The sequence below is a fragment of the Schaalia turicensis ACS-279-V-Col4 genome, from assembly GCF_000296505.1.
In the GTDB taxonomy this organism is placed as follows: domain Bacteria; phylum Actinomycetota; class Actinomycetes; order Actinomycetales; family Actinomycetaceae; genus Pauljensenia; species Pauljensenia turicensis_A.
The window spans coordinates 339,781-365,695 of sequence record NZ_JH815208.1; the positions used below are offsets into that span (position 1 = coordinate 339,781).

Sequence of the window (25,915 nt, forward strand, 5' to 3'; positions counted from 1 at the left end):
GTAACAATTGCAGCCCCTAAGGAGTAACACCGTGGAAACGTTCCGGAAAACCGACCATCGGCCTCAGAAGATCTCCTATGAAGTGACAGCGCTCTTATGGCTCGCGGATGCGGGCGATCAGGCAACGCGGATTGTTCCCGTGCTCGATTACGGGAAGACCTGGCTCGAAGAGCCAGTCCTGTCTCGCATCGAAGCAACCCCGCGAATGGCTGAGGAATTTGGACGAGCCCTGGCGTATACGCACGCAGCGGGCGCGCCTCATTTAGGCGCTCCACCGCCCGGGCATACAACCGACGGGTGGATGGGTGAAGCTCCATTGCCTCTCTTAGCCGATGGGGGCAGCGCATCTTGGGGACAGTACTACGCCAAATACCGGGTTGAGCCCTATATTGACTGCCCAGCTTTTAGCCAGACAGACCGCGAGCGCCTGCATCAATTCGCTGAAAAACTCGCATCCGGGGTGTTTGATCATGACCAACCCGCTCTTGTCCGTTCCGGGGAAGTATCTCGACTTCATGGAGATCTGTGGAGCGGAAACGTCATGTGGACACCCGATGGTGTAACCCTTATTGATCCAGCAGCCCAAGGGGGTCACGGCGAAGAAGACTTGGCGATGCTCGGTGTTTTTGGTTGCCCTCATCTGGAAACAATCCGCGATGCGTACGCCGAAGCGTCACCTCTTCAGGATGGCTGGCGCGAACGCATCGGGCTTCACAGTCTTCATATTCTGATCATTCACGCCTATCTTTTTGGCGTGTCCTACCGGTCAGATGTGATGCAGATAGTGAAGAAATACGGCTAGTACAACAGGTGGGAGCCCCTCCGGGTCGAACACGTGCCACGTGCTGAATCAGTACGCCGCTTGTGCTCCGAATTGAGAATCCGTTTCGGCACTCGCTTCACTGTCGCGCAGGGAGATCTGAAGGGCCTCGTTCAGAGCACTCCGGATTGCTTCAACGTAAATCTGGTGCCCCTGATCCGTTGCCGGGTGCACGGAGTCTCCGGCAAGATCCTCGGGGTGACGGGAAATGGGGTTCGCCCAATCGGCCGCGAACACGTTCCGGTAGCGCGTTGCTGCACGCCAAATCGTGTCATTCGACGGTGGGATCCACGTTGTGCGAGCAGGACCGAATGCAGTGACCAGGATGAGCTTTCTCTCTGGCCCGATCTGGGCAACAAGTGCGTCAATCTGGTCGTCTGTCACGACATTATTCGTTGCCAGTGAGATGACGACGTATTCGCGAAGCAAGCCCTGCGCGTTCAAAGAATCGATGATGGGACCAGCAGCAAGAACAGAACGCGAGACCTCGGCATCAACGTAGACACCCGGGAATGCTTCGCTGAGCGCAGCCGAAGAACCCAGGGTGACCGAGTCGCCAATAATCGTGATTTCTTCGCCAGTGACCTGTGGCTGCGTGTAGTCGTAGCGGCGGATGAACTCTGGTTCGCCACTTTGTGCGCCAGACTGTGCGTCGCTTTGGGTCTCGCTCTGCGACTGGTCGCCCGACGAGGCCGCATCCGCGGACTGCGAGCCGGACGTCATCGCATCGCTGGCAGGAGCCGACATTGCTCCCTGTTCAATGGCAATTTGAGCGCTCGACTGATTCGGCGAGAACCAAAGTGCAACCGCAAACAGGGAGGCAATCACCAGTACAATCACGGCGATGACGATGCGTACTTTTCCAGTGAATGTCAGAAAACCTGACCACACGATACGGCACCACTGAAGGAAGCCGACGCGACGAATTGGAGTCTCAATAAACCTGTACGACAGCGCGGCGAAAAGAACCGATGCCACTGACACGAGCGTTGCCGACATTGACAGACTCATCTGGGGAGCCACGTAGAAAGCGAGCACCCACAACGGCCAATGCCACAGGTAGATTCCGTAGGATCGTTCTCCCAGCCACACCAGGGGACCTAGTTCAAGCACCTTGCGAAGCAGGCGGGCAGTCCCGGCGTAGGACACGTCGGGAAGCAAGCCACGGATAGTGAACGCCGTCGCCAAAGACACGATGACCATGCCCCACGGGTACATGAAAGACTCCGGCAACACGGTCATCAGGAACATCGTGGCAAAGAATGAGATGACGCCGAAGAAGCCTATATATCCGGCATGTTTGGCGCGTTCATCGACCATTTGCATGGCGTTGGGGACGGCGAATGCGAGGGCCGCGCCGATCATCAGACCCCACAGGTGAGTGTCTGTTCCCATGTATGCGCGCGAAAGGTCTTGGCCGACTAGGACAGCGTGCCATGCGGTCGATGCTCCGCCGATTCCAAGAGCGATCCAGATTCTGAGGTGTTTCGGTAGCCGAACCAGAAGAAGGAGGATCAGTGGCCAGATGACGTAGAACTGCTGTTCAACGGCGAATGACCATGCGTTGGTCAGGAGCAGTGGCGACTGTTGCTCGAAGTAAGAGGCGCCGGAGATGATTTCAAGCCAGTTGTACGTGCCGGTGAGCACGCCGACGACTTGGCGAGGGAGCGCAACTAGCGCATCCGTCCCGCTGAGCAGAGCAAGGATTCCCGCACCAATACACGTCGTGACCGCCGCCGGGACAAGACGCCTGAAACGTCGAATCCAGAAATGACCGATCCCAAGTGAACCAGTTGAATCCAATCGGTCTATCAGCAACAAGGTGATGAGGAAGCCCGATAGGACGAAGAAAATGTCGACGCCCGCGAACCCGGCTTTCGCATACTGCGGGAGCAGGTGATAGACCAGAACAAACATCGCTGCGATGCCACGAATGCCGTCGAGTCCCTGCAAGCGTCGTCGAGTTGTCAGAGTTGGCGTCGGTTCCGATGGGGTGGACGAGGCCGCGCCTACTGACGAATCCCCTTCGTTATCCGAGTGCGCGGACTGAAAACCACCACCGGATTGACCGGAGGATTCAAAAGCACTCGGGCTCGGAGTATGGGGGTTCGTCACGCCCAAGATTTTAGAGTATCCACCATCGGGACACCCCATCGGGTGACGCACCTCAAAAGGTCAGACCCTCTCACGTTGAGTGGCCTCATCCCCTATCGACCTGCGAATACACTGTCCCGCTGACTATTCACGCGCACCCGAATATGTCCGGCATCATCACTTTCGTTACGCAACACCGTTTCTTAACCACGCGCCAACATGAAAAGATGACACTATGAGCGCAAACTGGATTTCCCTTTTCTCTACCGATCATGGTTACGCCGATCTGGCAGCATCTGGCGAACCTTTGTCTCCGCTTGACGGCCGCTACCGCGCAGCCGTTGCACCTCTTGCGAATTACCTGTCCGAAGCCGGCTTGAATCGTGCGCGCATACACGTCGAGATTGAGTGGCTGATCCACCTGCTCGACAACACCGTCCTTCCTGGCGCGCCGACCCTGACCGACGCTGAACGCGACTACCTGCGCGCACTGCCCCGCGATTTTTCCGCCGACCACATCAAACGTCTCGGCGAATTCGAGGCCGTCACCCGTCACGACGTGAAGGCCGTCGAGTACCTGATCCGCGAGCACCTGGAGAAGGCCACCGGGGTCCTCGGCCCCGATTCCTCGCTTCCGCACCTGCGCGAGGTCGTCCACATTTTCTGCACCTCGGAAGACATCAACAACCTCGCCTACGCGCTCACCATCAAGGCTGGCATCGAGCAGGTGTGGCTGCCCGCCGCCCGCGAACTGCAGGCTCGACTGCTGCGCCTCGCTGAAGCCGGCGCAGACGCTCCGATGCTGGCACACACGCACGGTCAGCCTGCAACGCCCGTCACCATGGGCAAGGAAATGGCCGTGTTTGCCCACCGTTTCGCTCGTCAGCTGGCACGCATCGAAAACACCGAATACTTGGGCAAGATCAACGGCGCCACGGGAACTTGGGCAGCGCACGTCGTTTCCGTCCCGAACGCTGATTGGCCGGTCCTCGCTCGCAACTTCGTCGAAGGTTTGGGCCTGACCTGGAATCCGCTGACCACACAGATCGAATCTCACGACTGGCAAGCAGAGCTCTACTCCGATGTTGCGCGCGCCGGACGTATCGCACACAACCTGGCAACCGACTGCTGGACCTACATTTCGATGGGCTACTTCCACCAGAACCTCGCAGCCCAGGGCTCCACCGGTTCGTCGACTATGCCCCACAAGGTGAACCCGATTCGCTTCGAGAATGCCGAAGCGAACCTGGAAGTCTCGTGCGCACTGCTCGATTCCTTGGCATCGACGCTGGTCACCTCGCGTATGCAGCGTGACCTGACCGACTCGACGACCCAGCGCAATATCGGTGTTGGCCTTGGGCACTCGATCCTCGCGTTCTTCAACCTGGTTCGTGGCCTTGACGGCATCGACATTGACGTTAACCGTATGGCTGCCGACCTGGATGCGAACTGGGAAGTTCTCGGCGAAGCGGTTCAGCAGGTCATGCGCACCGCGTCGATCGCCGGCGCGACCGGAATGACGAACCCGTACGAGCGCCTGAAGGAGCTGACCCGTGGCCACGAGGTCGGGGCCACCGAAATGCGTGAGTTTATCGCCGGCCTTGGGTTGCCCGCTAAAGAAGAAGCCCGCCTTTGTGCTCTCACACCCGCAACCTACATCGGTCTGTCGACCGAAATGGCACACTGGGTGAACGACGAACGCTGATCCGACTGATCGCATTAGTTTCGGGAGTGAGCAATCTGCTCACTCCCGAAACTTTTACACCTTGACCTTTGAATCGATGCGCTAGCGACTGGGCGCGATCGAAACAATCAGGACACGGAACTCGAATCTTCCGAGACCACCACTCCCGGGTGAAAAATCTTATAGCAATATCAACTTTTACAAAAGCTAAGTTTTATAGTCGTTCGGCCGGACTGTTAATCCTATAATTTTAGACTTAGATCACTTACCATATTTCTTCTCCAACTTCTCAATATCAGAGATATCAACCCACTCTTCAGAAAATCCACATTTACAACATACATATCTTTCTACTAAAATAGAAGACAGAGTAGTTAGACCTATAGGAATATTATTCCCTGCACCATAAGCTCCAACTTTACCTGGTATAAATAAAATATTGTCACTTCCACACTTTGGGCATTTGCCGGATTTTTTCATAAGATTTTGCCTCCTAAAATTCTACTTTCTATTACTTTACTTTCGCATTTTTAGATTAATTTTATAATTCATTCCAAAAAGCCTACTAATTTATATTTTATTTCTCTAGTAGAGGGCTTGAAACCCAGTATCCACCGTTGCTATCTGCCGTTGTCATAATTATGACACGAGACCCTCATCTGCGGTCGAAGACTTCCGTGGAGCGAGCTCTGCCAAGAGCATCGCGCCCACCACCAGCGAACCACCTGCGAACAGTCGCCACGTCAAATGCTCGCCACCAAAGAGGATCGCGAAGATCGCTGCGAACACGGGCTCCGTCGTCATAATGACCGCGGCACTAGTCGCAGGAATTCTTGACTGCGCCCATGTTTGAAGTCCCACAGTTACGATGCCGGCAATGACCGCCATGTAGATCATGACCGCCCAGCCGTTGATTCCCGACGGCAGGACGATTCCACCTGGCAAGGCTGAAACACCACAGATCACACCAAGAGCAATCAGCTGAATGGCTACCAAATCAAGACCGGATTCCTGACCAGCCCACTGATCAAGAAGCACAATATGAACGGCAAACAACACAGCCGAAATGAAGGTCAGTCCCTCACCAAGCCCGACGCTAAAACCGTTCAGAGACAAAATCGACAACCCAGTAAACGCCAAGACCAGCGCAAACACGACGGGTTTTGAAATCGGCGTCCGGAACGCGATGAAAAGCAACAGTGGCGTCAGGATCACGTACATGCCCGTAATAAAACCGGACACCGACGCATCTGCCGTCTCCAGGCCAATCGTCTGCACGATTTGCGCCACGGCGAAGACCGTGCCCGCCATCAATCCGCGCTTCCACGTGGTGACAGAAGCTCGCAGAAGTGTGCGGCCTCGTAAAACAAAAATCACCAGCGCTGCAATGAAGAAGCGGACGCCCAGGAAGTCCAGCGTCGGAATCGCCGTCAGGATCCCCTTGATGATGAAGAACGTCGAGCCCCAGATCGCGGTCACACAGATCAGGGCCAGCATTGCAATGGCATCAACTCGGGTTTTCATCACGCCAGCCTAAACCAGGCGCTTGCACCGGCGCGCGCACGTCCACTTGAAGGTTCGGTATCGAAACACAACACTGCGACGAAACCACTTGCCAGGCGTTGCGCTAATTGACACCATCAATTTATGACAGTGTCGCAGCAAGAACTCCTAGTGAGCCACATTTCCATGGCCAGGCTCAAGCCGTATTTGAAGCGCACGGGAGGGGACATTCCCAAAAGCCTGGAGCTATACTGTTGGCACGCCGAACTGGCGTCCGATGTTCATTTCATTCTGGGGATGACCGAAGTTTTTGTTCGCAACGCGATGGATCGGCAACTTCAGGCGTGGAACCGCAAACAGGACCCTGAAGCGACCAGTTGGCTTCTTGAGGATCCAGCTCCCCCGCTCGATAAGCTCTCTGCTTCAAAGCGAAGCCAAGCGTTGAACTGGGCGAATAAGGAATCTAAACAAAAACCGAAGACTCACTCTCGCAAAGACCAGCCATCGCATGATGACGTCCTGTCCTGCGTCATGTTTGGAATGTGGGCGGATCTTCTTCCTCATCATGGGACAAGCACACCGTCAGATTTGGCCGGCTTGGAGGCAGAGAAGCATCGTCGCGCGTTGTGGAAACAGTGTCTGATTCACGCTTTCCCGAATGAGAAGGACCCCGACGGGTCAATCACCTACGGAAGGGTGGCGCGCCTACACAATCTGCGTAACCGCGTTGCGCACATGGAGTTCCTGTTAGACGACGACATTGACGCGCGCATGCATGATGCCTTCAAGTTACTTGAGTCGATCGATCATCGCATTGCCGTGTGGGTCGGTTCGAAGAGCACGGTAAAAGACACCTTGAGCAGGTGCCCCATCTAAGAATGCGCTGGCTGAAGGCTGTTTTCAGGGGGCAAGAGCGCCGTGCAGATCATCGCGGGACGCAAGGTGCCTGACGATTCGCGCACAAGCGTGAGCATCGGAACCCGCTTCGTGGTGATTCAGACTAAAGGTCGGGTCACATTCGTGAAGAACAGTCGGCAACGCGTAATTTTCGAGGCCCGGAAGCATTCGTCGTGCCGTCAAATACGAGCAGAAAAAATGCTGGGGCAAAGAAAGTGTCCCAAAGTAGTCGTCCAAGTCTTTCCAGACTCGAGCGTCGAACGTCGCGTTATGAGCGTAGACGGGGAGATCGCCAACGAAGCGTGCGATCTGGTCAGCGATCTGATCCCACATTGGAGCCGTCGCTACTTGACGCGGGCCGATTCCGTGAAGCCATGTGAATTCGAACCGGCTATAACCCTGCGGGGGCTGAATGAAGGTCGAGAATTCGTCAGTCACCTGCCCGTCTTCCATTTTCACCAATGCCACCTGGCAGGCGGAGACTCCGCCACCGCGATTAGCAGTTTCGAAATCGACGGCAACAAAAGACGGTTGCGTCAAGAAGTGCAGGTTGGGAATGTATTTCGCATTAAAAGGCCGGCGCGACCGTATTCTCTGTTCACTCAGTGTCAGCACCCCCATTCAGTGACCACCAGGATGTTGAGTCGGCGGGCAAACACCACGTGCGAGAATCAAAATCGGTGCCATCAGCCAGTGACATTCCGTTATCCAACAGGTGCACGTCACAGTCGGCAACCGCAGTATTCAGGAGCATCTGGGCACCTTGAGGGACCTGGACCTCAACATCTTCTCCACCTGTATTCGTCGCGCAGAACAGTCTTCCCGCGCTGAACGCCAGAACTTCTTCGGGAACCTGATCAGCCCAGTGCACACGGTGCGCTGACCCAACAAGTTGGCGTCGGAGTCCACCCAATCGCATGTACAAAGACAGCATCGATGTTGGATCCTCACCTTGTTCGTCACGTGCCCACGCTCGAAATTCTTCAGGTTGAGGTAGCCACGGAGCAGAAGCCCCATCGGGCCCAAAACCCATTGACGATCCGCGCTTCTTCCACGGCAGGGGGACGCGACAGCCATCGCGGCCTCGTTGCTGGCCATTCGTGCGAATCCACATCGGGTCTTGCCTGGCCCAATCGGGAAGATCGAGTACTTCTGGAAGTCCGAGTTCTTCACCCTGATACACGTAGACCGTTCCCGGCAGAGCGAAAAGCAACGCGGTTGCTGCGCGCGCACGACGCTTGCCCAGCGCAGTATTCACGGGAGTATCTCGACGGGCATCTGCCAGCATGTCGAAAGGATCGGGGTCTTTGTCGATGCGTTCCTGACCCAAGCGGGTAACCAGGCGGTGAACATCATGGTTCGCCAACGCCCACGCGGGCCCATCTTCTTGCCCGGCAACCGCGAAGGATTGCTCAATCGAGCGACGCAACCTATACGCAAACCAAGGCTGAACCAGCAGGTCAAACGCAAATGACTGCTGAAGATGCCCAGGAGCTGTAAAACGAGTGAAAACCTCGGGATCATTGACCCACGCTTCGCCGACAAAATACTTCGGCGGATCGTAGGATTCGGCAAGCTGACGCCACTGGCTATAGATTTCGAAGAGCTCCGGCTGGGTCCACAAACCCGATTGGTCCGCGTGCGTACCGCGCGGAATCGGAAGGGACTTCACCATGCCGTGTGCAACATCGATACGGAACCCGTCGACTCCACGGTCAAACCAGAATCGCAGAATATCGAGGAATTCGGTGCGGACATCCGGGTTGCGCCAGTTGAAATCAGGTTGCGTAGAATCAAAGAGATGCAGATACCACTGAGGGTTTTCGGTCCCATCGTCTAAGCGATCCCAGGCTGAGCCACCGAAAACCGACGGCCAGTCATTCGGTGGCTGACTCCCGTCACCTTCCCCGTCGGCAAAGATAAAACGATCGCGTTCGGGTGAGCCGGGACCTGCGGAAGTAGCGTCGATGAACCACTGGTGTTCGCTGGAACAGTGGTTGGGGACGATATCCATCAGCACGCGAATATCCCGCGTGTGAGCGTGCGCGACCAGCTGATCGAAATCGGCCAGAGTTCCATAGTCGGGCAAAATCTGACGATAATCCGCAATGTCGTAGCCGTGGTCGTGTTGCGGAGATAGATAGCAGGGGTTCAGCCAAATCGCGTTAACGCCCAGCTTCGCCAGATCGTCCAGCGACTGCGTAACCCCCGGCAGGTCACCAATCCCGTCGCCGTTCGAGTCACGAAATGAGCGGACATAGACCTGATATGCGACCGCACCGCGCCACCATGCTCCATTGTGTTCCTGGTGAGCAGTCATTCCGACCCCCGATCTGATAGTCCCGTTGTGCTCCGCGCACTCCACTATTGTCCATCAGACCATGGAGAAACCGAATTTCGTTGTTACGGGCGCCAGTTCCGATCCGATGCGGGAGCACCGTATCGCTCGAACAGATCCGTGGGTCGAGCGGTTCCGTCGTCGAATCCCAGTAGCGTCATATCCGCCATCACTATCGACGAGGCCGCACCCGTTTCGCTCATGTCCAGAGCATCTGCGGATATAGAGTTCTGGTCTGTCTGCCCCGCTGTGTCACAGTCGGCATCGGCTAGAACCTGCGCCATAATACGACCGCGGATAGCGAGTGGAGCTAATTCACCGTTGTCCCAGACAGCTTGGGTCGCCCCATCAAGGATCTCTCTCAAGTCATCTTCTTGGCACTCAGCTCCGTCGGTATCAACCGTGACATCGAAGGTCACCAGCGCCGGTTTCCCGAAGCCTTCCCCCACGTTCACCGACACATCGAAGTGAATGTCTTTCCCGCATTTTTCAGTAAGAGCATCATCGATCCCCGCTTCGATCAAAGTTTCAAAACGGTCTGATCGGCCTCGTCGACGTGTCGGCTTCATTGCGCGAAAGGCGATACCTGCACCCAACGCGCCAACGCCCAAGACCCCGATCAGCAGAGGGCTTCCGATCTGCGGAATCTGAGATTTCTTGCCGTTGCCGGCTGAAGGTATGCTCTGGCGCGACATGGCAGCCATCCGCATTCTCCGTCCGATTTTGGACAATTCTGAGCCTGTGGATTCACTCGTCATTGGGTGTCCTTTCCAGGGAGGGGAAGTCATTCACTCTCGATGTGAGTAGCGCCCCTTCATCGGAGTCACTGGATGCAACTGAAACGGTGGCGCGCGATGAGGAGGGTGGCCACGAGACATCGAATTCCACGGGAGTGACGGAATCGTCTTTTGCAAGCGTTACCACCGGGTCGAATGTCTCAAAAGAGGTCGGCGTTGTGACGTCCTGCCAGATTTCGTAAAACATGACGCGCGTGACCTCGTCATCTTGAGGAAGAAAATCCTGTAGTGCGGCAACAGCGGACGCGGTTCGACCCCACGGATTGACCTTCACCATGCGCTCCAACTGACGCGCTGTTTCGGTGTACGTTGCCGACGAATGGGCGTAATAGAGAGGCTGGCGGCGCGGCCGCACCAACTTACGACCGATCGTGACTCGGTGATCGGCCTGACGCGCCGGAGTCCCATCCATCGACGGGATAACGTCCTGGTCGTGAGCCAGCGACACCATGGTGACATCCGGGCGAATCCGATACCTGCGCGCCGGTGCTCCCGTCGCCAGAATTGCTTGCACGTCGAGGCCGGCCGTCTTGGGATTCATCGACGCCAACACAGTCGCAATCAATCCCCCCTGCGAATGACCGCAGATCAACACCGGTTCCGTTGCGTACTCTTGCGGGTTAAGCCCATCGCGTTTCATTGCATCGTGGATCGCCATGACAAGCCCACTGCGCATATTCGATTCGATACCGATCATTTCGCGGATGTTTGATTCCATATCCGCGGGATTCGCGTTCGATTCGAAGTCCATATGCGCCGTTCCGGGCAGGGATACCAGCCATCTGCGGGCTTCCCCTTCACCGACGCGGGTTATTTTCACCGTGTTCCCGTCGGTCATCGACCAGTACATGTCGTCAATATCGGCACATAGATCGCCCAGACTCTGGGGGGCTTGCCAGCGACGAAGTGCAGCTGTGGCGTGTCCGGCTGGGGGATCAATGGACGAGGCTTCGGCTGAATCTGCGATCACTTGGGCGTGAACAGGGCCGGAATGAATGTAGCCCACGGCCGTTCCGATCGACAGCATTCCGGTCATCAATGTGTCGTATGCGCGTTTGGGAACAAGGGGAAGTGCTTGAGCTGCTCGTTTCCCCATTGGACTATCGGGTTCAAGGGCGATACGAGCACGCATTACCGTCTTTGCCACGTGGGAAACGGCCTGCGCACTACCGGCGAGGAAGCGGACGAAGAGCGTATCAAGACCGGGTTCGTCGAAGAAAAGGCGTTGCGAGCGCTCAGATGAATCGTCGCCCATCGATTGAGAGGCGTGGCGAGCTTTTTGTCGCATCTCTTCAGAGAGGGCGGGTAGTTCTGATACAAGACCTAATGCTCCGGAGGCAAGGAGTGCTGGCACCAAAGGAATCAGGCGCATGGCGGTGTAAGCGGGAGAAAACGACTGGGGAACACGGCGAGGCGCATAGATGCGTGGTGTACGACGATGCGCCATGGCTTCTCCTTTCCCCGCGGTTCCTTATCTTTCAAGCGTAGTGCGGTCAGCAAAAGGCGCAATCGGGGACAACCCCTGTTTATTTGCCTGTTCCCTGAGTTCCACACGTACCGTGGCAGATTTCAGCCATTGACACCCATACCCCCTAGGGGTATCTTCGTTTTAGAAGGACAAGCAGGAAAGGCGACCCATGGCATACGGATATTCAGCCTCCACTGACCGTTATCTGGCCAGACTCCGCCGTATTGAAGGACAGGTTCGCGGACTCCAGCGCATGGTTAGCGAAAACGAGTACTGCATCGACATCATTACGCAGATGTCCGCCGTCCAATCAGCGCTTAATTCCGTTGCCATCGGCCTGCTGGAAGACCACATGAACCACTGCGTCGTCCACGCCGCCAAAGAATCCGACGAAGCCGCGCACGAAAAGATTGAAGAGGCCACCAAGGCAATCGCCCGGCTCATCAAGTCCTGAACCACCTACTTTGCACGATCCAGCCACAACAACAAGGAGAACGCCATGACCATGGAAATCGATCGCACCGTTGAACTCGCCGTTAATGGCCTGACCTGCGGACACTGCGTCCAGTCCGTCACCGAGGAACTATCCGACGTTGCCGGCGTGAAGAACGTTGACGTCATCCTCAACTCCGGTGCCACCTCCAAGGTCACCCTCGTGTCCGACGTTGCCCTTGACGATGATGTCCTGCGTGAAGCCGTGTCCGAAGCAGGCTTCGAGCTGGTCGGCATCACCCGCGACTTCTGAGACCCTCGGACGCGGGCGATGCCCGCGCCCGACCTCGTTCCTCAAAACTGGCCGGCACGTGGCCCAACATAACGCGCCACGTCCTCGACCACCTCCCTTCCGCGCCCGGACACCCACGACCGCCCGCGGGCACGCCACCAGTCGGCATGCCCACACACTCAGCCTTCGTGGCACGTCCCGGCAAGCGGACAAGGAAAGACAACCGTGTCCATATCCTCCACTCTTCAGTCCGTCGCCCCCGTTTCCGACTCCTATAATTCCGAGGGCACAACCCACATCGGCGAAGGCGTCAAAGTTCATGCGCAGGATCTCAAGCGCCGACTGATCATCTGCATCCCTTTCTGGCTGATTGCCATGCTTTTGTCGATGGTGCCCGCCTGGCAGTTCGTCGGCTGGCAGTGGGTTGTCGCCATTGCGTCGATCCCCGTCACCACTTGGGGTGCATGGGCCTTCCACAAGGCAGCCTTTGCGGCTGGACGCCACGGATCAACAACGATGGACACCCTGGTGGCACTGGGCGTCACTGCGTCCTCCCTGTGGAGCTGGTGGGCTCTCCTCTTCGGTGGTGCAGGCGAACTCGGCATGCGCATGTCGATGACTCTCTTCCCACGCGCAGCCACGGCCACACATCACGCGGAAATCTATTTCGAGGGCGCCTGCACGATCACCGTCTTCCTTCTGACCGGACGGTGGATGGAAGCGCGCGCCCGATACCGCGCCGGCAACGCACTGCGAGCGCTGCTTGAATTCGGCGCAAAGGAAGCGACGAAGATCGAAGTCGATCCCGCCACCGGCGAGCGTCACGAAGTGGTTGTTCCGGCAGCATCTTTGCAGGTCGGCGACATGTTCATTGTTCGGCCCGGCGAGAAGGTGGCCACGGACGGCATCGTTGTTGAAGGCCAGTCCGCACTCGACACTTCCTTGCTAACCGGCGAATCTGTGCCCGAAGATATCAGCGTGGGCGACGAGGTCACCGGCGCGACGATCAACACGTGGGGCACCCTCGCGGTCAAGGCAACCCGAGTCGGAGCCGACACTACTTTTGCTCGCATCGGCGCGATGGTGAGCCAAGCGCAGGCCAGTAAAGCCCCTGTTCAGCGACTTGCCGACCGTCTTTCCGGAGTCTTCGTTCCGGTCGTCATCGGCATCGCACTGGCGACTTTGATCGGCTGGCTGATCGCTGGAGCATCCCTGCAAGCAGCCTTCACCGCCGGCGTTGCCGTGCTGGTTGTCGCCTGCCCATGCGCACTCGGCTTGGCGACTCCGACCGCTCTTATGGTGGGATCCGGTCGCGCATCCCAGCTGGGTATCGTCATCAAATCCGCCGAAACGCTGGAGCAGACGCGAACGATCGACACGATCGTTCTGGATAAGACCGGCACCGTCACCACCGGCAAGATGTCGCTGGAAAGCATCGTTGCTCCACCAGAGTCGAACGGCGACCGGCTATCGGAAGATATAATCCTCAGCCTTGCTGCCGCGGTTGAGTCTGCGTCCGAGCACCCTATTGCTCGCGCCATTGTCAGCGGTGCGAGCGCGCGGGGAGTCGCGCCCTCGTCGATTCGCGGATTCTCGAACCACGCAGGACTTGGTGTATCTGCGCTGGTAGACACCCCTTCCGGTGGCGATTCGCTGGTGTTGGTTGGACGCGCGTCATGGCTGGATTCCCTGGGCGTCACCATTCCGTACGAGGTCGAGTCTGCAGTTGCCACCGCCGAAGCAAGTGGCGCGACCGCAATCATGATCGCCCAGACTGGCCAGTGGAGTGATTCCAACGAGGCCGGCCACGCTCACTCAGCCACCGCAGTAGAATCGGTGGCCGACTCTTCCACCTCCGAGTCGGCAGAAACTTCGCTTGACATCCCCGGCTTGACCGCGCCCGCTCCTCTGGCCACGATCACTATGAACGTCCAGGGCATGACGTGCGCGTCGTGTGTGCGCAGGGTCGAGAGGAAGCTCGGCACACTCGACGGTGTCAGTGCCTCGGTGAACCTTGCGACCGAGTCCGCGACGATCACGCTGACCAAACCGCACACGGATGAAGAACTCGAAACCATCGTCAACAACGCGGGATACCAAGGAACCGTGCTTTGGCGAACCGACGTATCTGCGTCAGAGACGTCGATGTCAGCGAACACCGAAGAGAAGACGACCTCCGCTCAGAGGATCCTGCCGGAGCGTATTGAAGGCTACGCGTACGGTGTTCTGGTTGTTCGTGACACCGTGAAGGACACGTCTAAGACCGCAATCGAGCAGTTCAAGGGATTGGGTATTGAGCCGATCCTACTGACCGGAGACAACGAGGCAGCCGCTCAACATGTTGCTCAGCAAGTTGGTATTTCGCGCGTTATTTCGCAGGTTATGCCGGAAAAGAAGTTCGACATCATCAAGGGATTGCAGGATGAGGGACGCGTTGTCGCCATGGTTGGCGACGGCATAAACGACGCTGCGGCACTTGCTCAGGCGGGCACCCATGGCCTGGGGATCGCTATGGGATCAGGGACCGATGTTGCGATCGAGGTCGCCGACGTTACGTTGGTCAATTCCGACTTGACCAGCGCAGCCACTGCCATCCGCATTTCGCGCCGTACCCTGCGCATCATTAAGGGCAATCTGTTCTGGGCATGTGCCTACAACGTTGCAATGATTCCGCTGGCAATCGCCGGCCTGCTGAACCCCATGCTTGCGTCGGCTGCAATGGCGTTCTCATCCGTGTTCGTTGTGTTGAATTCGTTGCGTTTGCGTTCAGCACACTAGCGGGTCACCACGTGAACAACTGTCCTAACAGACTTTGCCAGTGTTTTACACTGTAAGGGTGAATCCTCCCAGTCTGCCAGCACGGTCAAACGTCGCCCCTCAACGAGTGGCAGCCATCATCCCAGCCCACAATGTTGGCCACGATGTTGCCGGTACTGTGCGCGCATGCCGAGCCATCCCCGGCGTCGATCTGCTGATCGTCGTCGACGATGGGTCCGATGACAACACGGGAGCTGCCGCCCGCGCCGCCGGTGCAGTCGTCGTCCGCCATTCTGTGGAACGAGGCCGCGCATCCGCCATCGAGACTGGCGTCAAAGTGGCCGCGATGCGCGATCGGGCGGATTGGCCTGCGCGCCTTCTTCTTGTTCTGAACGCTGACTTGGGAGATTCGGCGGTTGAGGCTACTGCGCTTGTTGAGTCCGTGATGAACGGTGAAGCCGACTGCGCGTGTTCTATTCCCGTAGGAATGAGCCTCACGTCGAAATTGGGACGGGCCGCGCGGTTGGCGCGTCGCGTTATTCGACGCGCAACCGGCTGGGAACCCGCTTACCCGCTTGCGTCCGTGCGTTGCGTGACACGCGAGGGAATCACGGCAGCTATGCCCTTTATGAACGGGTACGGCTTGGAAATTGCGATGACGATTGATGTGCTCAACGCGGGCTTGTCGATCATTGAGATTCCCTGCAGTTTCGAACGCACAGGTGCCGATAAATCATTCGGCGATTTGAACCCGCGTACGCGCTTCACCGATACGACGATCGCTTCAATTCGCACGGTATTCGGTCGCGTAAAAGCGCGCCACCATCACCCGCACCCGTATGCGAATGCTCGCCAGGGTGTTGGAATCCCCTACCCATGCGTTGCACGTGATCGGGAACTCACTGACGCCTAGCCGTTCAAGGATTTCAACCGTAAAACTTGGGTGCCCTGCTTGGGAGGATCCCAAGCAGGGCACCATACGCTTGTCAGCGACTCACACCATCAATCAGCGGATCGTCACCTGACGCGAGACCATGCCCTGGCGAGCACGACGCTCATCAGCGGTCAGTGGCTCCTTCACGGCAAGAGCCTTTTCAAGCTCAGTTGCCAGGGTTGCTGCGTCTTCGGCGATGTCATCAGCGGTCGCACCCTCGGCAAGTTCGAAGACCGGGATTGCGATGCCACATGCACGGAACGCCCCTACGAAGCGCGAGCCCTCGCCCATGCGAGCCTTGCCAGCCGCCTGCAGGCGAGCCAAGCCGGTAAACAGCGCGGACTCTTCCACGTCGGTCACGTAGCGCACGAAGTTACGGTTCATCTCGCACCAGAACATACCGGTAACACCAGGAACTGCGACGGTTGGGATGACCTCGTCGCGGTTTTCTTCAAGCGCACGAGTGGTCTGCTCGTCCATTTCCTCTTCCGGGTTCAGCCAGAAGTGGAAGTTTTCTTCGAGGCTCATTTCGCCGAAGCCTTCCGGATCCAGGATGTCCTGGAGACGATCGGAAGGTTCGCGCACATCAATGTCAATAACGCCCTCGACGCCGTCAGCCTTGGCTGCAATCGCTGCGAGAATTGCAACGCCAGCGTCGTGCGACAGATCGGCCGAGTTGAAACGAGTCTGAGCTGCAACCAGAATTCGACCATCGCCACGCACCATCGCGGGATGACCGTCCGGGAGCAGAGTGACGAAATCGAATTCGACCGCGCCATGCTCAGCGTTAGTGCGTGCGCTCATGATGGCGCACGGGAGAATCTCGCGCATGGCGACCAGTTCAACCTCACCCTTGAGACCCTCGTAAGGGCGGGCAACGAACGGAATCGGAGCGCGGAATGCCGGACGAGCGGCAGGATTTGTTACCTTCTTGCGGCGGCTTGCTTTACCCATAGTCCAAATCGTAGCGGTAGCACGCCCGCCAGCGTTATTCCGCGTCCGGTTCGGCGCTAGTCCAATCGGGCACAATCAAGCGCGGTGCGACAATGCAGATGATCCCGGCCTCGTCATTATTATTCACGAGGCCGGGGCCGCAAGCGACACTGGCACCTGGAAGTGCCCGGAAAAACTCAGCTATTATCCGCGGCAGCCTGAACAGCCGGAAGAGCTATCTTGAAGCGTTCCAGGAACTTCTCGTACGCCTGAGCATCATCGGGATCCGCGTCGATGACGGTAGCCTGGACGTTCGCAAACACCTTGGAATCAAGATATTCGGGAAGAGTCTCACCTTCACCGCGCGACTTCATGAACTGAGCGAGCACCGCGATACCCCACGCGCCACCCTCGCCAGCGGTTTCACCAACGGACGCCGCAATCCCCAGCGAATCCGCGAGGATCTTCTGCGCCACACCCGGCGTCTTGAACAGACCACCGTGAGCGAAAACCTTGTCCAGCCCGACCCCTTCATCGGCAAGAATGTCGAGTCCAATACGGACGGCCGCAAAGACGCTCATCAGCTGAACGCGGAACACATTCGCCAAGGTGAACGTGGCATCCGGGGTGTGAGTGAACAGCGGGCGACCGCCTTCCAAGCCCATGATCGGCTCTGCGGACAGCGTGTTGTACGCCAGCAGTCCCGCACCATCAGCATCACCCTTCAGCGCGTTGAAATACAGAAGGTCATACACGTCAGAAACCTTCATATCCATGCCCGCAAGCTTCGCAAACTCGACGAACATGCCAACCCACTCATCCAACTCGGACGAACCGTTGTTCGAGTGAACCATCGCCACGGGCGAACCGTCGGGAGTCGTCACCATATCGACCTCAGTGTGCAGGCGTTTCAACGCCTTCTCCAGCACGATCATGAGGAACACGGAGGTGCCACATGAAATGTTACCCGTACGCTGAGCCACCGAATTCGTCGCCACCATGCCCGTACCGGCGTCACCTTCAGGCGGACACATCGCAATACCCGGGCGGAGTGTGCCCGTCGGGTCAAGCAACAGCGCGCCTTCCTCGGTCAGGACACCCGCATCTTCGCCAGCACTCAAAACCGTCGGAAGCAGGTCGGATAACCGCCACGGCAGATGACGCGGAGCAACCAACTCGTCGTAGGCAGCAACCATCGACGCATCAAAATCACCGGCAACCGAATCAATCGGGAACATACCCGACGCGTCACCAATACCCAGAACATGACGACCAGTCAGTTGCTCATGCACCCAACCAGACAGAGTATTGATCGACGCAATCTGAGGAACGTGCATCTCTTCATCAATGACCGCCTGATGAAGATGAGCAATCGACCAGCGAAGCGGAATGTTGAAGTGGAATGCATCGATCAGCTCGGCCGCGGCGCGACCCGTGTTCGTGTTACGCCACGTCCTAAACGGAGCAAGCTGCTTGCCATCGGCATCAAACGCAAGGTAGCCATGCATCATCGCCGAAATACCCAGCGAACCGTAGGTCGTAGGAACAACACCGTAGCGTTCCTTCACCTGCGCAACCAGCGTCGCATAGGCATCACACAAGCCTTCTTTGACGGCGGAAAGACTGTATGACCAGAGGCCGTCGACAATCTGGTTCTCCCACGAATGACCACCCGTCGCCAGAACCTCGTGGTCGGGGCCAATAAGAACGGCCTTAATTCGAGTTGAGCCGAGCTCGATGCCCAGCGCGGTCTGGCCGTTTTCAATCAGCTCTTGAACTGCAGCGCTCATGCGTTTATTCCTCCACTTGTCATCGTTGACGTGTCGAAATTGTTTCACGCGTTATCGACGTCACGCTATCACTGACTCAAATGTCCGTAAGGGTTTGCCCACAATGACGAAGAAGTGCACAAATGATGGCCGCAGCACCATCGTTTTCGACGGCTCCCGTGACAAAATCACCGGATTTTTTCACATTATCATCGGCGCCACCCATGACAACGCCGAAGTTTGCCCACTCAATCATGGGAACATCATTCGTGCCATCACCGATCGCGACAGTGCCTTCAAAGGGAACACCCAAGTCGGCGCTCAGAGTTTCAAGCCCGCTGGCTTTCGTTACTCCCAGGGGAAGAACGTCAGCCCAACTGGTCCAACCGATCGAGCATTCCCAGTTCCCAATAACTCCCGCATTGGTCAAAGCAGTTTCAAACTCTTCACGGTTCATCGCTGGTTCACGAATGACAACCTTGATCGCGTCAGCTACCTTGAGGTCTTCGATCGGTTTCAGGGCGAATTCTTCGATCAGTTCCCCGGGTGGAAAAACGCCGGAGATGAGGAACATTCCAGGAATTTCCACACCGATCAGAGCATTCGGCATCCCCTGACCAACCTGGTCAACCAAGATCGACGGATCAAAAGTGGAAATGCCAGCAGACAACACGCCAGAAGCATACGCGTCAGAAAAGTGAACGCGGATAGCACCGTTCGAGCAGAGCGCCCACGCACGAGGATCCCCCAGTTGCTCAAGCACCGGCTGCGTCGCTTCCAACGAACGCCCCGTCGCAATAACGACGTTCATCCCCGCATCTTCAGCAGCGCCGATTGCTGCGCGCACACGCGCCGACGCCCCCGTCGGTAAGAGCACCGTTCCATCAAGGTCAAGACCGATCAGGATCTTCTTCGGATCCGTCGGCATCGATTCAGGCAACGCCTGAAATGCCGATTCGACCAGTGATTCAAACTGGATCGGTGCCTCACCCGATGGGGGCGGGGACACAAGGTTAACGATGGGTGCGTTGGAAGTTTCAGCCATGTGATGTCACTTGACAGGCTCGAGCACTTCCAGACCACCTAGGTACGGACGCATTGCTTCGGGAACGTAGACCGAGCCGTCTGCCTGCTGGTGATTTTCGAGGATCGAAACCAGCCAGCGAGTGGTGGCAAGAGTGCCATTCAGCGTTGCCACTGCGGCCATGCCATTTTCGCGACGCTCACGAATGCCCAGGCGACGTGCCTGGAAAGTGGTGCAGTTCGAGGTCGACGTGACCTCCATGTAGCGTTCCTGGGTCGGCAACCATGCTTCGCAGTCGAACTTGCGTGCAGCCGAGGTGCCGAGGTCGCCGGCAGCCGTGTCAATGACGCGGTAGGGAAGCTCAACCTTGCGGAGCATCTCTTCTTCCCATGCCAGGAAGCGCTGGTGCTCTTCTTCAGCCTGCTCAGGGCGGCAGTAGGAGAACATTTCAGCCTTGTTGAACTGATGGACGCGGATGATGCCACGTGTGTCCTTGCCTGCAGAACCGGCTTCGCGACGGTAGCAGGTGGACCACCCTAGATAACGCTTCGGACCGTCGGACAGATCGAGGATCTCGTCGGCGTGATAGCCCGCGAGCGCCACTTCGGACGTACCGGTCAGGTACAGGTCGTCGGCGGGCAGGTAGTAGATCTCGTCCGAGTGCTCGTTGAGGAAGCCGGTACCGCCCATGACTGCAGGGGTCACGAGGGTCGGGGTCATCATCGGGACAAAACCAGCCTTGACGGCCTGGTCGAGTGCCATTGTCATCATGGCGAGTTCAAGGCGAGCGCCGATGCCCTTGAGGTAGTAGAAGCGTGCGCCGGAGACTTTTGCGCCACGCTTGGTGTCGATCGCGTCGAGGCCTTCACCAATGGCCAGGTGGTCTGCGGGTTCGAAGCCTTCGGCTGCGAAGTCACGTGGCTTGGGGCCTTCGTGGCGCAGGACGACAAAGTCTTCTTCACCACCAACCGGAACACCATCGAGGACGAGGTTCGGCAACAGGCGTGCAAGACGGTCAGCGTCTGCGTCTGCTTCGTTCGCCTTGGCTTCGAGAGCCTTCACCTGTTCGGCAAGTTCCTTCGCCCGAGCGAGAATCGCAGGGCGCTCTTCCTTGGATGCCTTACCGACCGACTTGGAAACTTCCTTCTGGGTAGATCGAAGGGACTCGAAATCCTGCAGGCTGGTGCGACGCAGTGCATCAGCTTCAAGGATGCGGTCGACGAGTTCAACATCGCCACCGCGTGCGCGCTGGGAGGCACGGGCGGGCTCAGGGTTTTCACGAAGTGCGCGAACATCAATCATGCTTCCAATCTTAGGGCAGGGTTCGGCCTGGCGTTATTCACGACCAGCGCTTGTGTGGATAACGCAAGTGAACAGGCTCCGGATGTGGACAGGCGTTTCCACAGCGATGGATTGCGGATTTGATTTATCCACCAATTTTGTTTTCTGGCGGGACGCGAAAAGCGTTCGATGGATAGTCTTGGATGCATGATGATCTGGATTGTGGTGGGCATTCTTACGCTTGCGTTCGTTCTCTTTGGTGGCCTGTGGCTCTGGCGTTGGTATCAGACGCGTCAAGCACGCTTGCAACTGCGCAAAGATGCGATGCTCACCCCCAGTTCCGCTTTCGATCCCGAGCGCGGTCGCCCACGTCCGTGGGTGATCGTGAATCCGGTCAAGCATGATGATGTGGATGCTTTCAAAGCCGAAGTCAATCAGGCTGCGCATCAGATGGGCATTGACCACGTGCATTGGCGTGAAACAACCGCGGAAGACCCCGGCACCGGTCAAGCAATTGACGCTTTGGCGCAGGGCGCATCCGTCATCATTGCTTCCGGTGGTGACGGCACGGTGCGCGCTGTGGCCGCGGGCGTTGCTGGGTCGGGTGTACGTATGGGCATTATTCCCGCCGGCACCGGCAACATTCTGGCCCGTAACCTAGGAATTCCGATCGACGATTCAGCTCAAGCGATGCGCATTGCTCTGGGAGAAAACCACCGGGCGCTTGACTGCGGGTGGTTGCGCGTCGACAACGTCGACACGCCTTCCGAGATTCCCGCGGAGGGAATGCTGGTGCGGGCGGCTCTGACGAAGAACAGAGTTGACACTGATACTCCGCCATCACTCGATCAGGCGGACTCCTCACTGGCGCACCGCGCTCAGAATCTGCCCGGAACGGACGAGTATTCGTTTGTCGTCATCGCCGGTCTTGGCTTCGACGGCGAAACGATGGCTGCGACCGATTCAGAACTGAAGAAGAAGGTTGGATGGGTTGCCTATGTGGTAGCAGCCCTCGGAGCAATCGCGAAGGAAGGAACACGACTGCGCTTGATGCTCCGCAACCCGAAACCGATCGATGATCCTGTCGGGGATGCTCCCGGAGATGATGAGCACTCTCGCGTCGTTGACGAATCCGCAACGATCAGCGGGGTCAGCGTCCCTGATCAGCCCGAATCAGTTCTCACGTGGGTTCATTCGCGCACTGTCATGTTTGCGAACTGCGGGGAACTTCCATTCATCACCTTGGCACCGGGTGCTCGCGTCGATGACGGGCTGATTGATGTCATTGCCGTCAACACGGAAGCTGGCGTGCTGGGCTGGGCGGACCTGTCCTTGAAGATCATGGGACAGGGACTGGGTGTGAAGACCATGAATCTTCCAGTTTCCACCGGCAAGATTCAATTCAGGCAGGCAGAGGGCGCATCCGTCGCCGCTCAATCACCCCAGGTGATTCAGGTTGATGGTGACGCGATCGGAACTGCGCGAACCGTTCACGTCCGGCTTGATCCACAGGCTCTAGATATTGCGGTTCCCGGCCTCGAAAACTGAAACCGGGAAATAAGCAGTCAGCCGTTCAACGGCCACGACGGCACAACCGGGTAATCCGGAACGTCAACGCCATTTCCACCCTGAAGAATTGACGCCACCCATGCGCGACCCGCGTGGAAATCCTCATCGCTGGTTCCACGCAGAACATGTGCTTTCATTCCGTCAACGCGCGGGTACGAACCCATAAAACGAACCTCGGGCGAATAGCGATGCAGACCAACAAGAGCGGCTTGAACACGTTCTTCGGAAATGTGTCCAACAATGTCGATGCTGAACGTGTAATCACCCAAACCGTCACCGCTTGGGCGAGACTCAATACGCGAAAGGTCGACACCGCGGACAGCGAACTGCTCCAACAGGGTCAGCAATGCACCGGACTCGTTCACCGGAAGAGCAACCTGGATCGTCGTCTTATCCGCACCCGTTGGCGCGGGGATCTGACCCGGCTTCGACACCAGGACGAAACGCGTCACGGCACCCGGATTATCAGCGACGTCCTTGTAAATCGCTTCAAGACCATAGGTCTGAACCGAAACCTCGTTGCAGAGAGCCGCATCAAACGGGGCGTCACCACCGGAAAGGATTTCTGCCCCGGCTGCCGTGGAAGTGGCAGGCACGTGAACAGCGCCCGGGAAAGTGGCTTCAACCCATCCACGACACTGAGCCCACGCGTGCGGGTGCGTACCAATGCGACGAACATCTTCGGGCTGGGTTCCCGGACGAACAGCCAGCTGGAACACCACTTGGACAACCATTTCAGCAACGATCACCAGTGGCTCACCTCGGGAGAGTGAATCAAGAGTCGCGTTCACGCCACCCTCAATTGAATTCTCGATCGGCACAACCGCGCGGTCGGCTTTGCCCTGGCGAACAGCGGCCAGAGCCTGCGGTGCACTGGTCATCGGCATCAGTGTCGCGTCGACTGGCGCGACTTGGCGCACGGCCTGCTCGGTGAACGTTCCGAACGGTCCAAGGAATGCGATTCGCAATGACATTGATGTCCTTCGTTATTTGTTTTCCGCAGACGCAGAGTCGGCGTTCTCAGATACGGCGCCACATGCCGTGATCCTGTAGAGCTTCGCGGTTCCGCCTTGATCCACTAATTCAAAGCCATACGAGGTATCAACGTTGTACAGGCCCGGGAATCGAGACGAACGCAGGAAGTTGTAATACTTTCCGTCTTCATCGGCGTAGTAGTGCGTGATCCTCATCTGATTGACGACCTCGCACACTTCGGGATTGTCGTGGATCTCGTTGAAGTGTTTCACCAGAACCTGTTGCCAGCGTTCCTCGTTATTGGTGGTCGACAGCTGAGGGAAAACCGCGTCATGCTGTCCAAGAACTTCCGTGTACGCCGCGCCCGCAATCGGATCACCCAGGACAAGCGAATCTCCGGGAATCAGCAGTTGCATTCGACGAATCATTGCGAGCTCAGCGGTGTCAGCCATGCCCGGCTTCCCCAGGTTTTCTGGGTCGTAGACGTAGTCGGTGGCGCGAAGGCGCGCATCCAAAGCACCTCCGCCGGTGAGTAGCAGAAGCAGGACGCCGATAACAACGTCGATCAACCAGCGTGGGAACAGTGCGGGCAGGTGTTCTTCACCCATGTTGGCGCCCACCAGTTCGTCGGTTTCGCTGGCTCCGAAGAATTCTGATTCTTCAGCTTCACCGGCTTGCACCCCCTCTTGAGCTCCGCCGGGTTGCGCCACTTCTTCGGTTCTCAAGACATGCGCTATCTCTTCGGTTCCGCCGTCATCTTCGTGGGTGAGCTGCGCGGTCGCACCCTGTGAAACGCGGGCTACCCACTCAAAAGCGAGGAAGGAAATCCGCTCGAAACCGATCGCCATCAATGGCACCATTGTCAGCCCATGCGGTCCCATGATCCGTCGCGGATCCAAGTACCAGGGGGCCAAAAGGAATGTGCGGAATTCCCCGATCGGCGCGTACGCCAAGAAAGTCAGGAAGCAGAACAGCAGGTAAGAGACGATCGGCCAAATCGCACCGGGCTCCCAATCGGAGGTATCGGCATGTTGAGCAGGCCCGGCCTCGTCGATGCGGAAAACGCTGAGGGCGTCAACGCTCACCGCAATGCCGACCAGCAGTAGGACAACTTGGACGGCGATCAGCATTGTCATCGCGGTCGTTTGCGAGAACGGTGGCGCGGGCGTGAACGTGTGGCTAAACGCGTACTCCCACGAAATTCCAGCACGTGGATAGTTGCCCATCGCGCGAATTTTGCCCGTCGTCAAAAGCAAGAAGGGGGTGACGAGGCTCGCCACGCAGACAAGTCCCCCGACGAAAGCAAGGGATCGAGCGCCTCGACGGTAGGCGCGAATCGCGCCCCCACCGACACCCGAAAGGAACGCAGCGATCAGCATGACGTAGATCGTGAACGCAGAACTCGGGTGAGCAACCGACGCACCAAACATTCCTGCCAGTAGCAGGATCGTCAACGGGATCTGATGAGCAAGCGCGCCCACACCCACCCGACGCGCATCCAACAAGCGCCGACCGACGATCACCGCGAGCGCAACAACGCCTGGGATCAGAGCAAGACCGGTCGCCAGTGGCCACTGGTTGTACATCGTCAGATTGTCCGCAGGCATATCCAACAGAGCGCCTGCCAGAACGGGGGCTGCAAGAATCGCTCCACGTTTACGCGTAATGACGCTGGTCATCGCGGTCGCACCAATAATCCAGATCAGCATCAGAACCAGCGATGTCACATTCGCGGTCAGAACAACTGTCTTCGGGGTTGCGAACAGGGCGGTGAAAGCGTGCCACGTGGTCGGATAGAAAACGTCTCGACCACCGTAGAGGTCAGAAAGACCGCCGAAGGGTGAAGCGTTCCCGGTTCGCACAATCGTCCATACGCCATTCAAATGGAATGTTGAATCCCACTGCTGGACAGGATTTCTCGGGCTTGCGTGCAACAGCATCGGAAGGGCTGCCACGAACGTACCGACGGTGATCATTATCCACATTGAGGCTCGTAGTCGAGCCTGCTCAGCACCCAGAGGCTGGCGTGGTCCAATGTGTGACAGCAAGCTTCCCGGCTGTAGGCGCCCTCCACCAGCACGGCGAGCGCTAGCAAACAGCCAGTTCACGCATCCCACAACGAAAGCGATCCCGAGCAGGGGAAATACTTTTTCACGAGACCACGTGACATCGCTACGATCAAAAACAACGGACAGGATGGTCAGGAAGCCAAGCGTGATCGCAGGAGCAATGCCAACCGCAATAACGGAAGAGCGCACCCAGGAGCGCACCCAGAAGACTCCCGGCAGAATCAGCGCCATCACCATCTCCACCAAGATCGGTCCGGCGGCCCACCACTGTCCACACAC

21 protein-coding genes are annotated in these 25,915 nt (G+C 57.6%); 8 read left to right on the forward strand and 13 right to left on the reverse strand.

The window, feature by feature from the left end; translation table 11 throughout:
• Positions 1 to 31: 31 nt before the first annotated feature.
• Positions 32 to 802 (forward strand): fructosamine kinase family protein, encoded by a 771-nt coding sequence (locus HMPREF9241_RS01535; protein WP_006680518.1) that lies wholly within the window; start codon positions 32 to 34, stop codon positions 800 to 802.
• 48 nt (positions 803 to 850) lie between these two features.
• On the opposite strand, the gene HMPREF9241_RS01540 is transcribed toward HMPREF9241_RS01535, so the two are convergent.
• The gene (locus HMPREF9241_RS01540) at positions 851 to 2,935 is read right to left on the reverse strand and encodes an acyltransferase family protein (protein WP_165544423.1); all 2,085 of its coding nucleotides are present in this window, start codon (positions 2,933 to 2,935) and stop codon (positions 851 to 853) included.
• A 214-nt stretch (positions 2,936 to 3,149) separates the two neighbouring features.
• On the opposite strand from HMPREF9241_RS01540, the gene purB reads away from it, so the two are divergent.
• Positions 3,150 to 4,619: an adenylosuccinate lyase gene (gene purB / locus HMPREF9241_RS01545; protein ID WP_006680520.1), complete on the forward strand. Its 1,470-nt coding sequence runs from the start codon at positions 3,150 to 3,152 to the stop codon at positions 4,617 to 4,619.
• Between the two features lie 240 nt (positions 4,620 to 4,859).
• Here purB and HMPREF9241_RS08950 read toward each other — a convergent pair whose 3' ends face one another.
• A complete protein-coding gene (locus HMPREF9241_RS08950; protein WP_006680521.1) occupies positions 4,860 to 5,078 on the reverse strand; it encodes a hypothetical protein in 219 nt (72 codons plus the stop codon).
• 159 nt (positions 5,079 to 5,237) lie between these two features.
• The gene (locus HMPREF9241_RS01550; protein ID WP_006680522.1) at positions 5,238 to 6,122 is read right to left on the reverse strand and encodes a DMT family transporter; all 885 of its coding nucleotides are present in this window, start codon (positions 6,120 to 6,122) and stop codon (positions 5,238 to 5,240) included.
• A gap of 276 nt (positions 6,123 to 6,398) precedes the next feature.
• On the opposite strand from HMPREF9241_RS01550, the gene HMPREF9241_RS01555 reads away from it, so the two are divergent.
• The gene (locus HMPREF9241_RS01555) at positions 6,399 to 6,977 is read left to right on the forward strand and encodes a hypothetical protein (protein ID WP_131367599.1); all 579 of its coding nucleotides are present in this window, start codon (positions 6,399 to 6,401) and stop codon (positions 6,975 to 6,977) included.
• Positions 6,978 to 7,001: 24 nt separating this feature from the next.
• On the opposite strand, the gene HMPREF9241_RS01560 is transcribed toward HMPREF9241_RS01555, so the two are convergent.
• From HMPREF9241_RS01560 to HMPREF9241_RS01575, 4 genes are all read right to left on the reverse strand, one after another.
• The gene (locus HMPREF9241_RS01560) at positions 7,002 to 7,538 is read right to left on the reverse strand and encodes a 3'-5' exonuclease (RefSeq protein WP_207326462.1); all 537 of its coding nucleotides are present in this window, start codon (positions 7,536 to 7,538) and stop codon (positions 7,002 to 7,004) included.
• A 58-nt stretch (positions 7,539 to 7,596) separates the two neighbouring features.
• Positions 7,597 to 9,318: a glycoside hydrolase family 13 protein gene (locus tag HMPREF9241_RS01565; RefSeq protein ID WP_050998762.1), complete on the reverse strand. Its 1,722-nt coding sequence runs from the start codon at positions 9,316 to 9,318 to the stop codon at positions 7,597 to 7,599.
• An 83-nt stretch (positions 9,319 to 9,401) separates the two neighbouring features.
• On the reverse strand, positions 9,402 to 10,040 hold the full coding sequence (locus tag HMPREF9241_RS01570; protein ID WP_040318343.1) for a hypothetical protein: 639 nt from the start codon (positions 10,038 to 10,040) through the stop codon (positions 9,402 to 9,404).
• A 43-nt stretch (positions 10,041 to 10,083) separates the two neighbouring features.
• Positions 10,084 to 11,580 (reverse strand): hypothetical protein, encoded by a 1,497-nt coding sequence (locus HMPREF9241_RS01575; RefSeq protein ID WP_006680527.1) that lies wholly within the window; start codon positions 11,578 to 11,580, stop codon positions 10,084 to 10,086.
• Between the two features lie 190 nt (positions 11,581 to 11,770).
• Here HMPREF9241_RS01575 and HMPREF9241_RS01580 point away from each other — a divergent pair, with 190 nt between their 5' ends.
• The 4 genes from HMPREF9241_RS01580 to HMPREF9241_RS01595 all read left to right on the forward strand — a co-directional run bounded on the left by HMPREF9241_RS01580 (position 11,771) and on the right by HMPREF9241_RS01595 (position 15,995).
• Positions 11,771 to 12,055 carry a metal-sensitive transcriptional regulator gene (locus tag HMPREF9241_RS01580; protein WP_006680528.1) on the forward strand — a complete coding sequence of 95 codons (285 nt, stop codon included), beginning with the start codon at positions 11,771 to 11,773 and terminating at the stop codon, positions 12,053 to 12,055.
• A 45-nt stretch (positions 12,056 to 12,100) separates the two neighbouring features.
• A complete protein-coding gene (locus HMPREF9241_RS01585) occupies positions 12,101 to 12,346 on the forward strand; it encodes a heavy-metal-associated domain-containing protein (RefSeq protein WP_006680529.1) in 246 nt (81 codons plus the stop codon).
• A gap of 204 nt (positions 12,347 to 12,550) precedes the next feature.
• Positions 12,551 to 15,103 (forward strand): heavy metal translocating P-type ATPase, encoded by a 2,553-nt coding sequence (locus HMPREF9241_RS01590; protein ID WP_006680530.1) that lies wholly within the window; start codon positions 12,551 to 12,553, stop codon positions 15,101 to 15,103.
• 106 nt (positions 15,104 to 15,209) lie between these two features.
• Complete coding sequence (locus HMPREF9241_RS01595) at positions 15,210 to 15,995, forward strand: glycosyltransferase (RefSeq protein WP_006680531.1); 786 nt, start codon at positions 15,210 to 15,212, stop codon at positions 15,993 to 15,995.
• A 93-nt stretch (positions 15,996 to 16,088) separates the two neighbouring features.
• Here HMPREF9241_RS01595 and HMPREF9241_RS01600 read toward each other — a convergent pair whose 3' ends face one another.
• The 4 genes from HMPREF9241_RS01600 to serS all read right to left on the reverse strand — a co-directional run bounded on the left by HMPREF9241_RS01600 (position 16,089) and on the right by serS (position 21,044).
• Positions 16,089 to 16,970: a DUF5926 family protein gene (locus tag HMPREF9241_RS01600; protein ID WP_006680532.1), complete on the reverse strand. Its 882-nt coding sequence runs from the start codon at positions 16,968 to 16,970 to the stop codon at positions 16,089 to 16,091.
• Positions 16,971 to 17,146: 176 nt separating this feature from the next.
• Entirely contained in the window at positions 17,147 to 18,739 is a 1,593-nt protein-coding gene (locus tag HMPREF9241_RS01605; protein WP_006680533.1) for a xylulokinase, read from the reverse strand.
• A gap of 76 nt (positions 18,740 to 18,815) precedes the next feature.
• Positions 18,816 to 19,763, reverse strand: coding sequence for an HAD hydrolase family protein (locus HMPREF9241_RS01610; protein WP_006680534.1), 948 nt, complete (start codon positions 19,761 to 19,763; stop codon positions 18,816 to 18,818).
• A 6-nt stretch (positions 19,764 to 19,769) separates the two neighbouring features.
• Positions 19,770 to 21,044: a serine--tRNA ligase gene (gene serS, locus HMPREF9241_RS01615; RefSeq protein WP_006680535.1), complete on the reverse strand. Its 1,275-nt coding sequence runs from the start codon at positions 21,042 to 21,044 to the stop codon at positions 19,770 to 19,772.
• Between the two features lie 186 nt (positions 21,045 to 21,230).
• Here serS and HMPREF9241_RS01620 point away from each other — a divergent pair, with 186 nt between their 5' ends.
• On the forward strand, positions 21,231 to 22,571 hold the full coding sequence (locus tag HMPREF9241_RS01620) for a diacylglycerol/lipid kinase family protein (RefSeq protein WP_103633014.1): 1,341 nt from the start codon (positions 21,231 to 21,233) through the stop codon (positions 22,569 to 22,571).
• A gap of 17 nt (positions 22,572 to 22,588) precedes the next feature.
• On the opposite strand, the gene pheA is transcribed toward HMPREF9241_RS01620, so the two are convergent.
• Both pheA and HMPREF9241_RS01630 read right to left on the reverse strand, forming a co-directional pair.
• Complete coding sequence (gene pheA, locus HMPREF9241_RS01625; RefSeq protein ID WP_006680537.1) at positions 22,589 to 23,566, reverse strand: prephenate dehydratase; 978 nt, start codon at positions 23,564 to 23,566, stop codon at positions 22,589 to 22,591.
• A gap of 12 nt (positions 23,567 to 23,578) precedes the next feature.
• Positions 23,579 to 25,915 (reverse strand): DUF6541 family protein, encoded by a 2,337-nt coding sequence (locus tag HMPREF9241_RS01630; RefSeq protein WP_006680538.1) that lies wholly within the window; start codon positions 25,913 to 25,915, stop codon positions 23,579 to 23,581.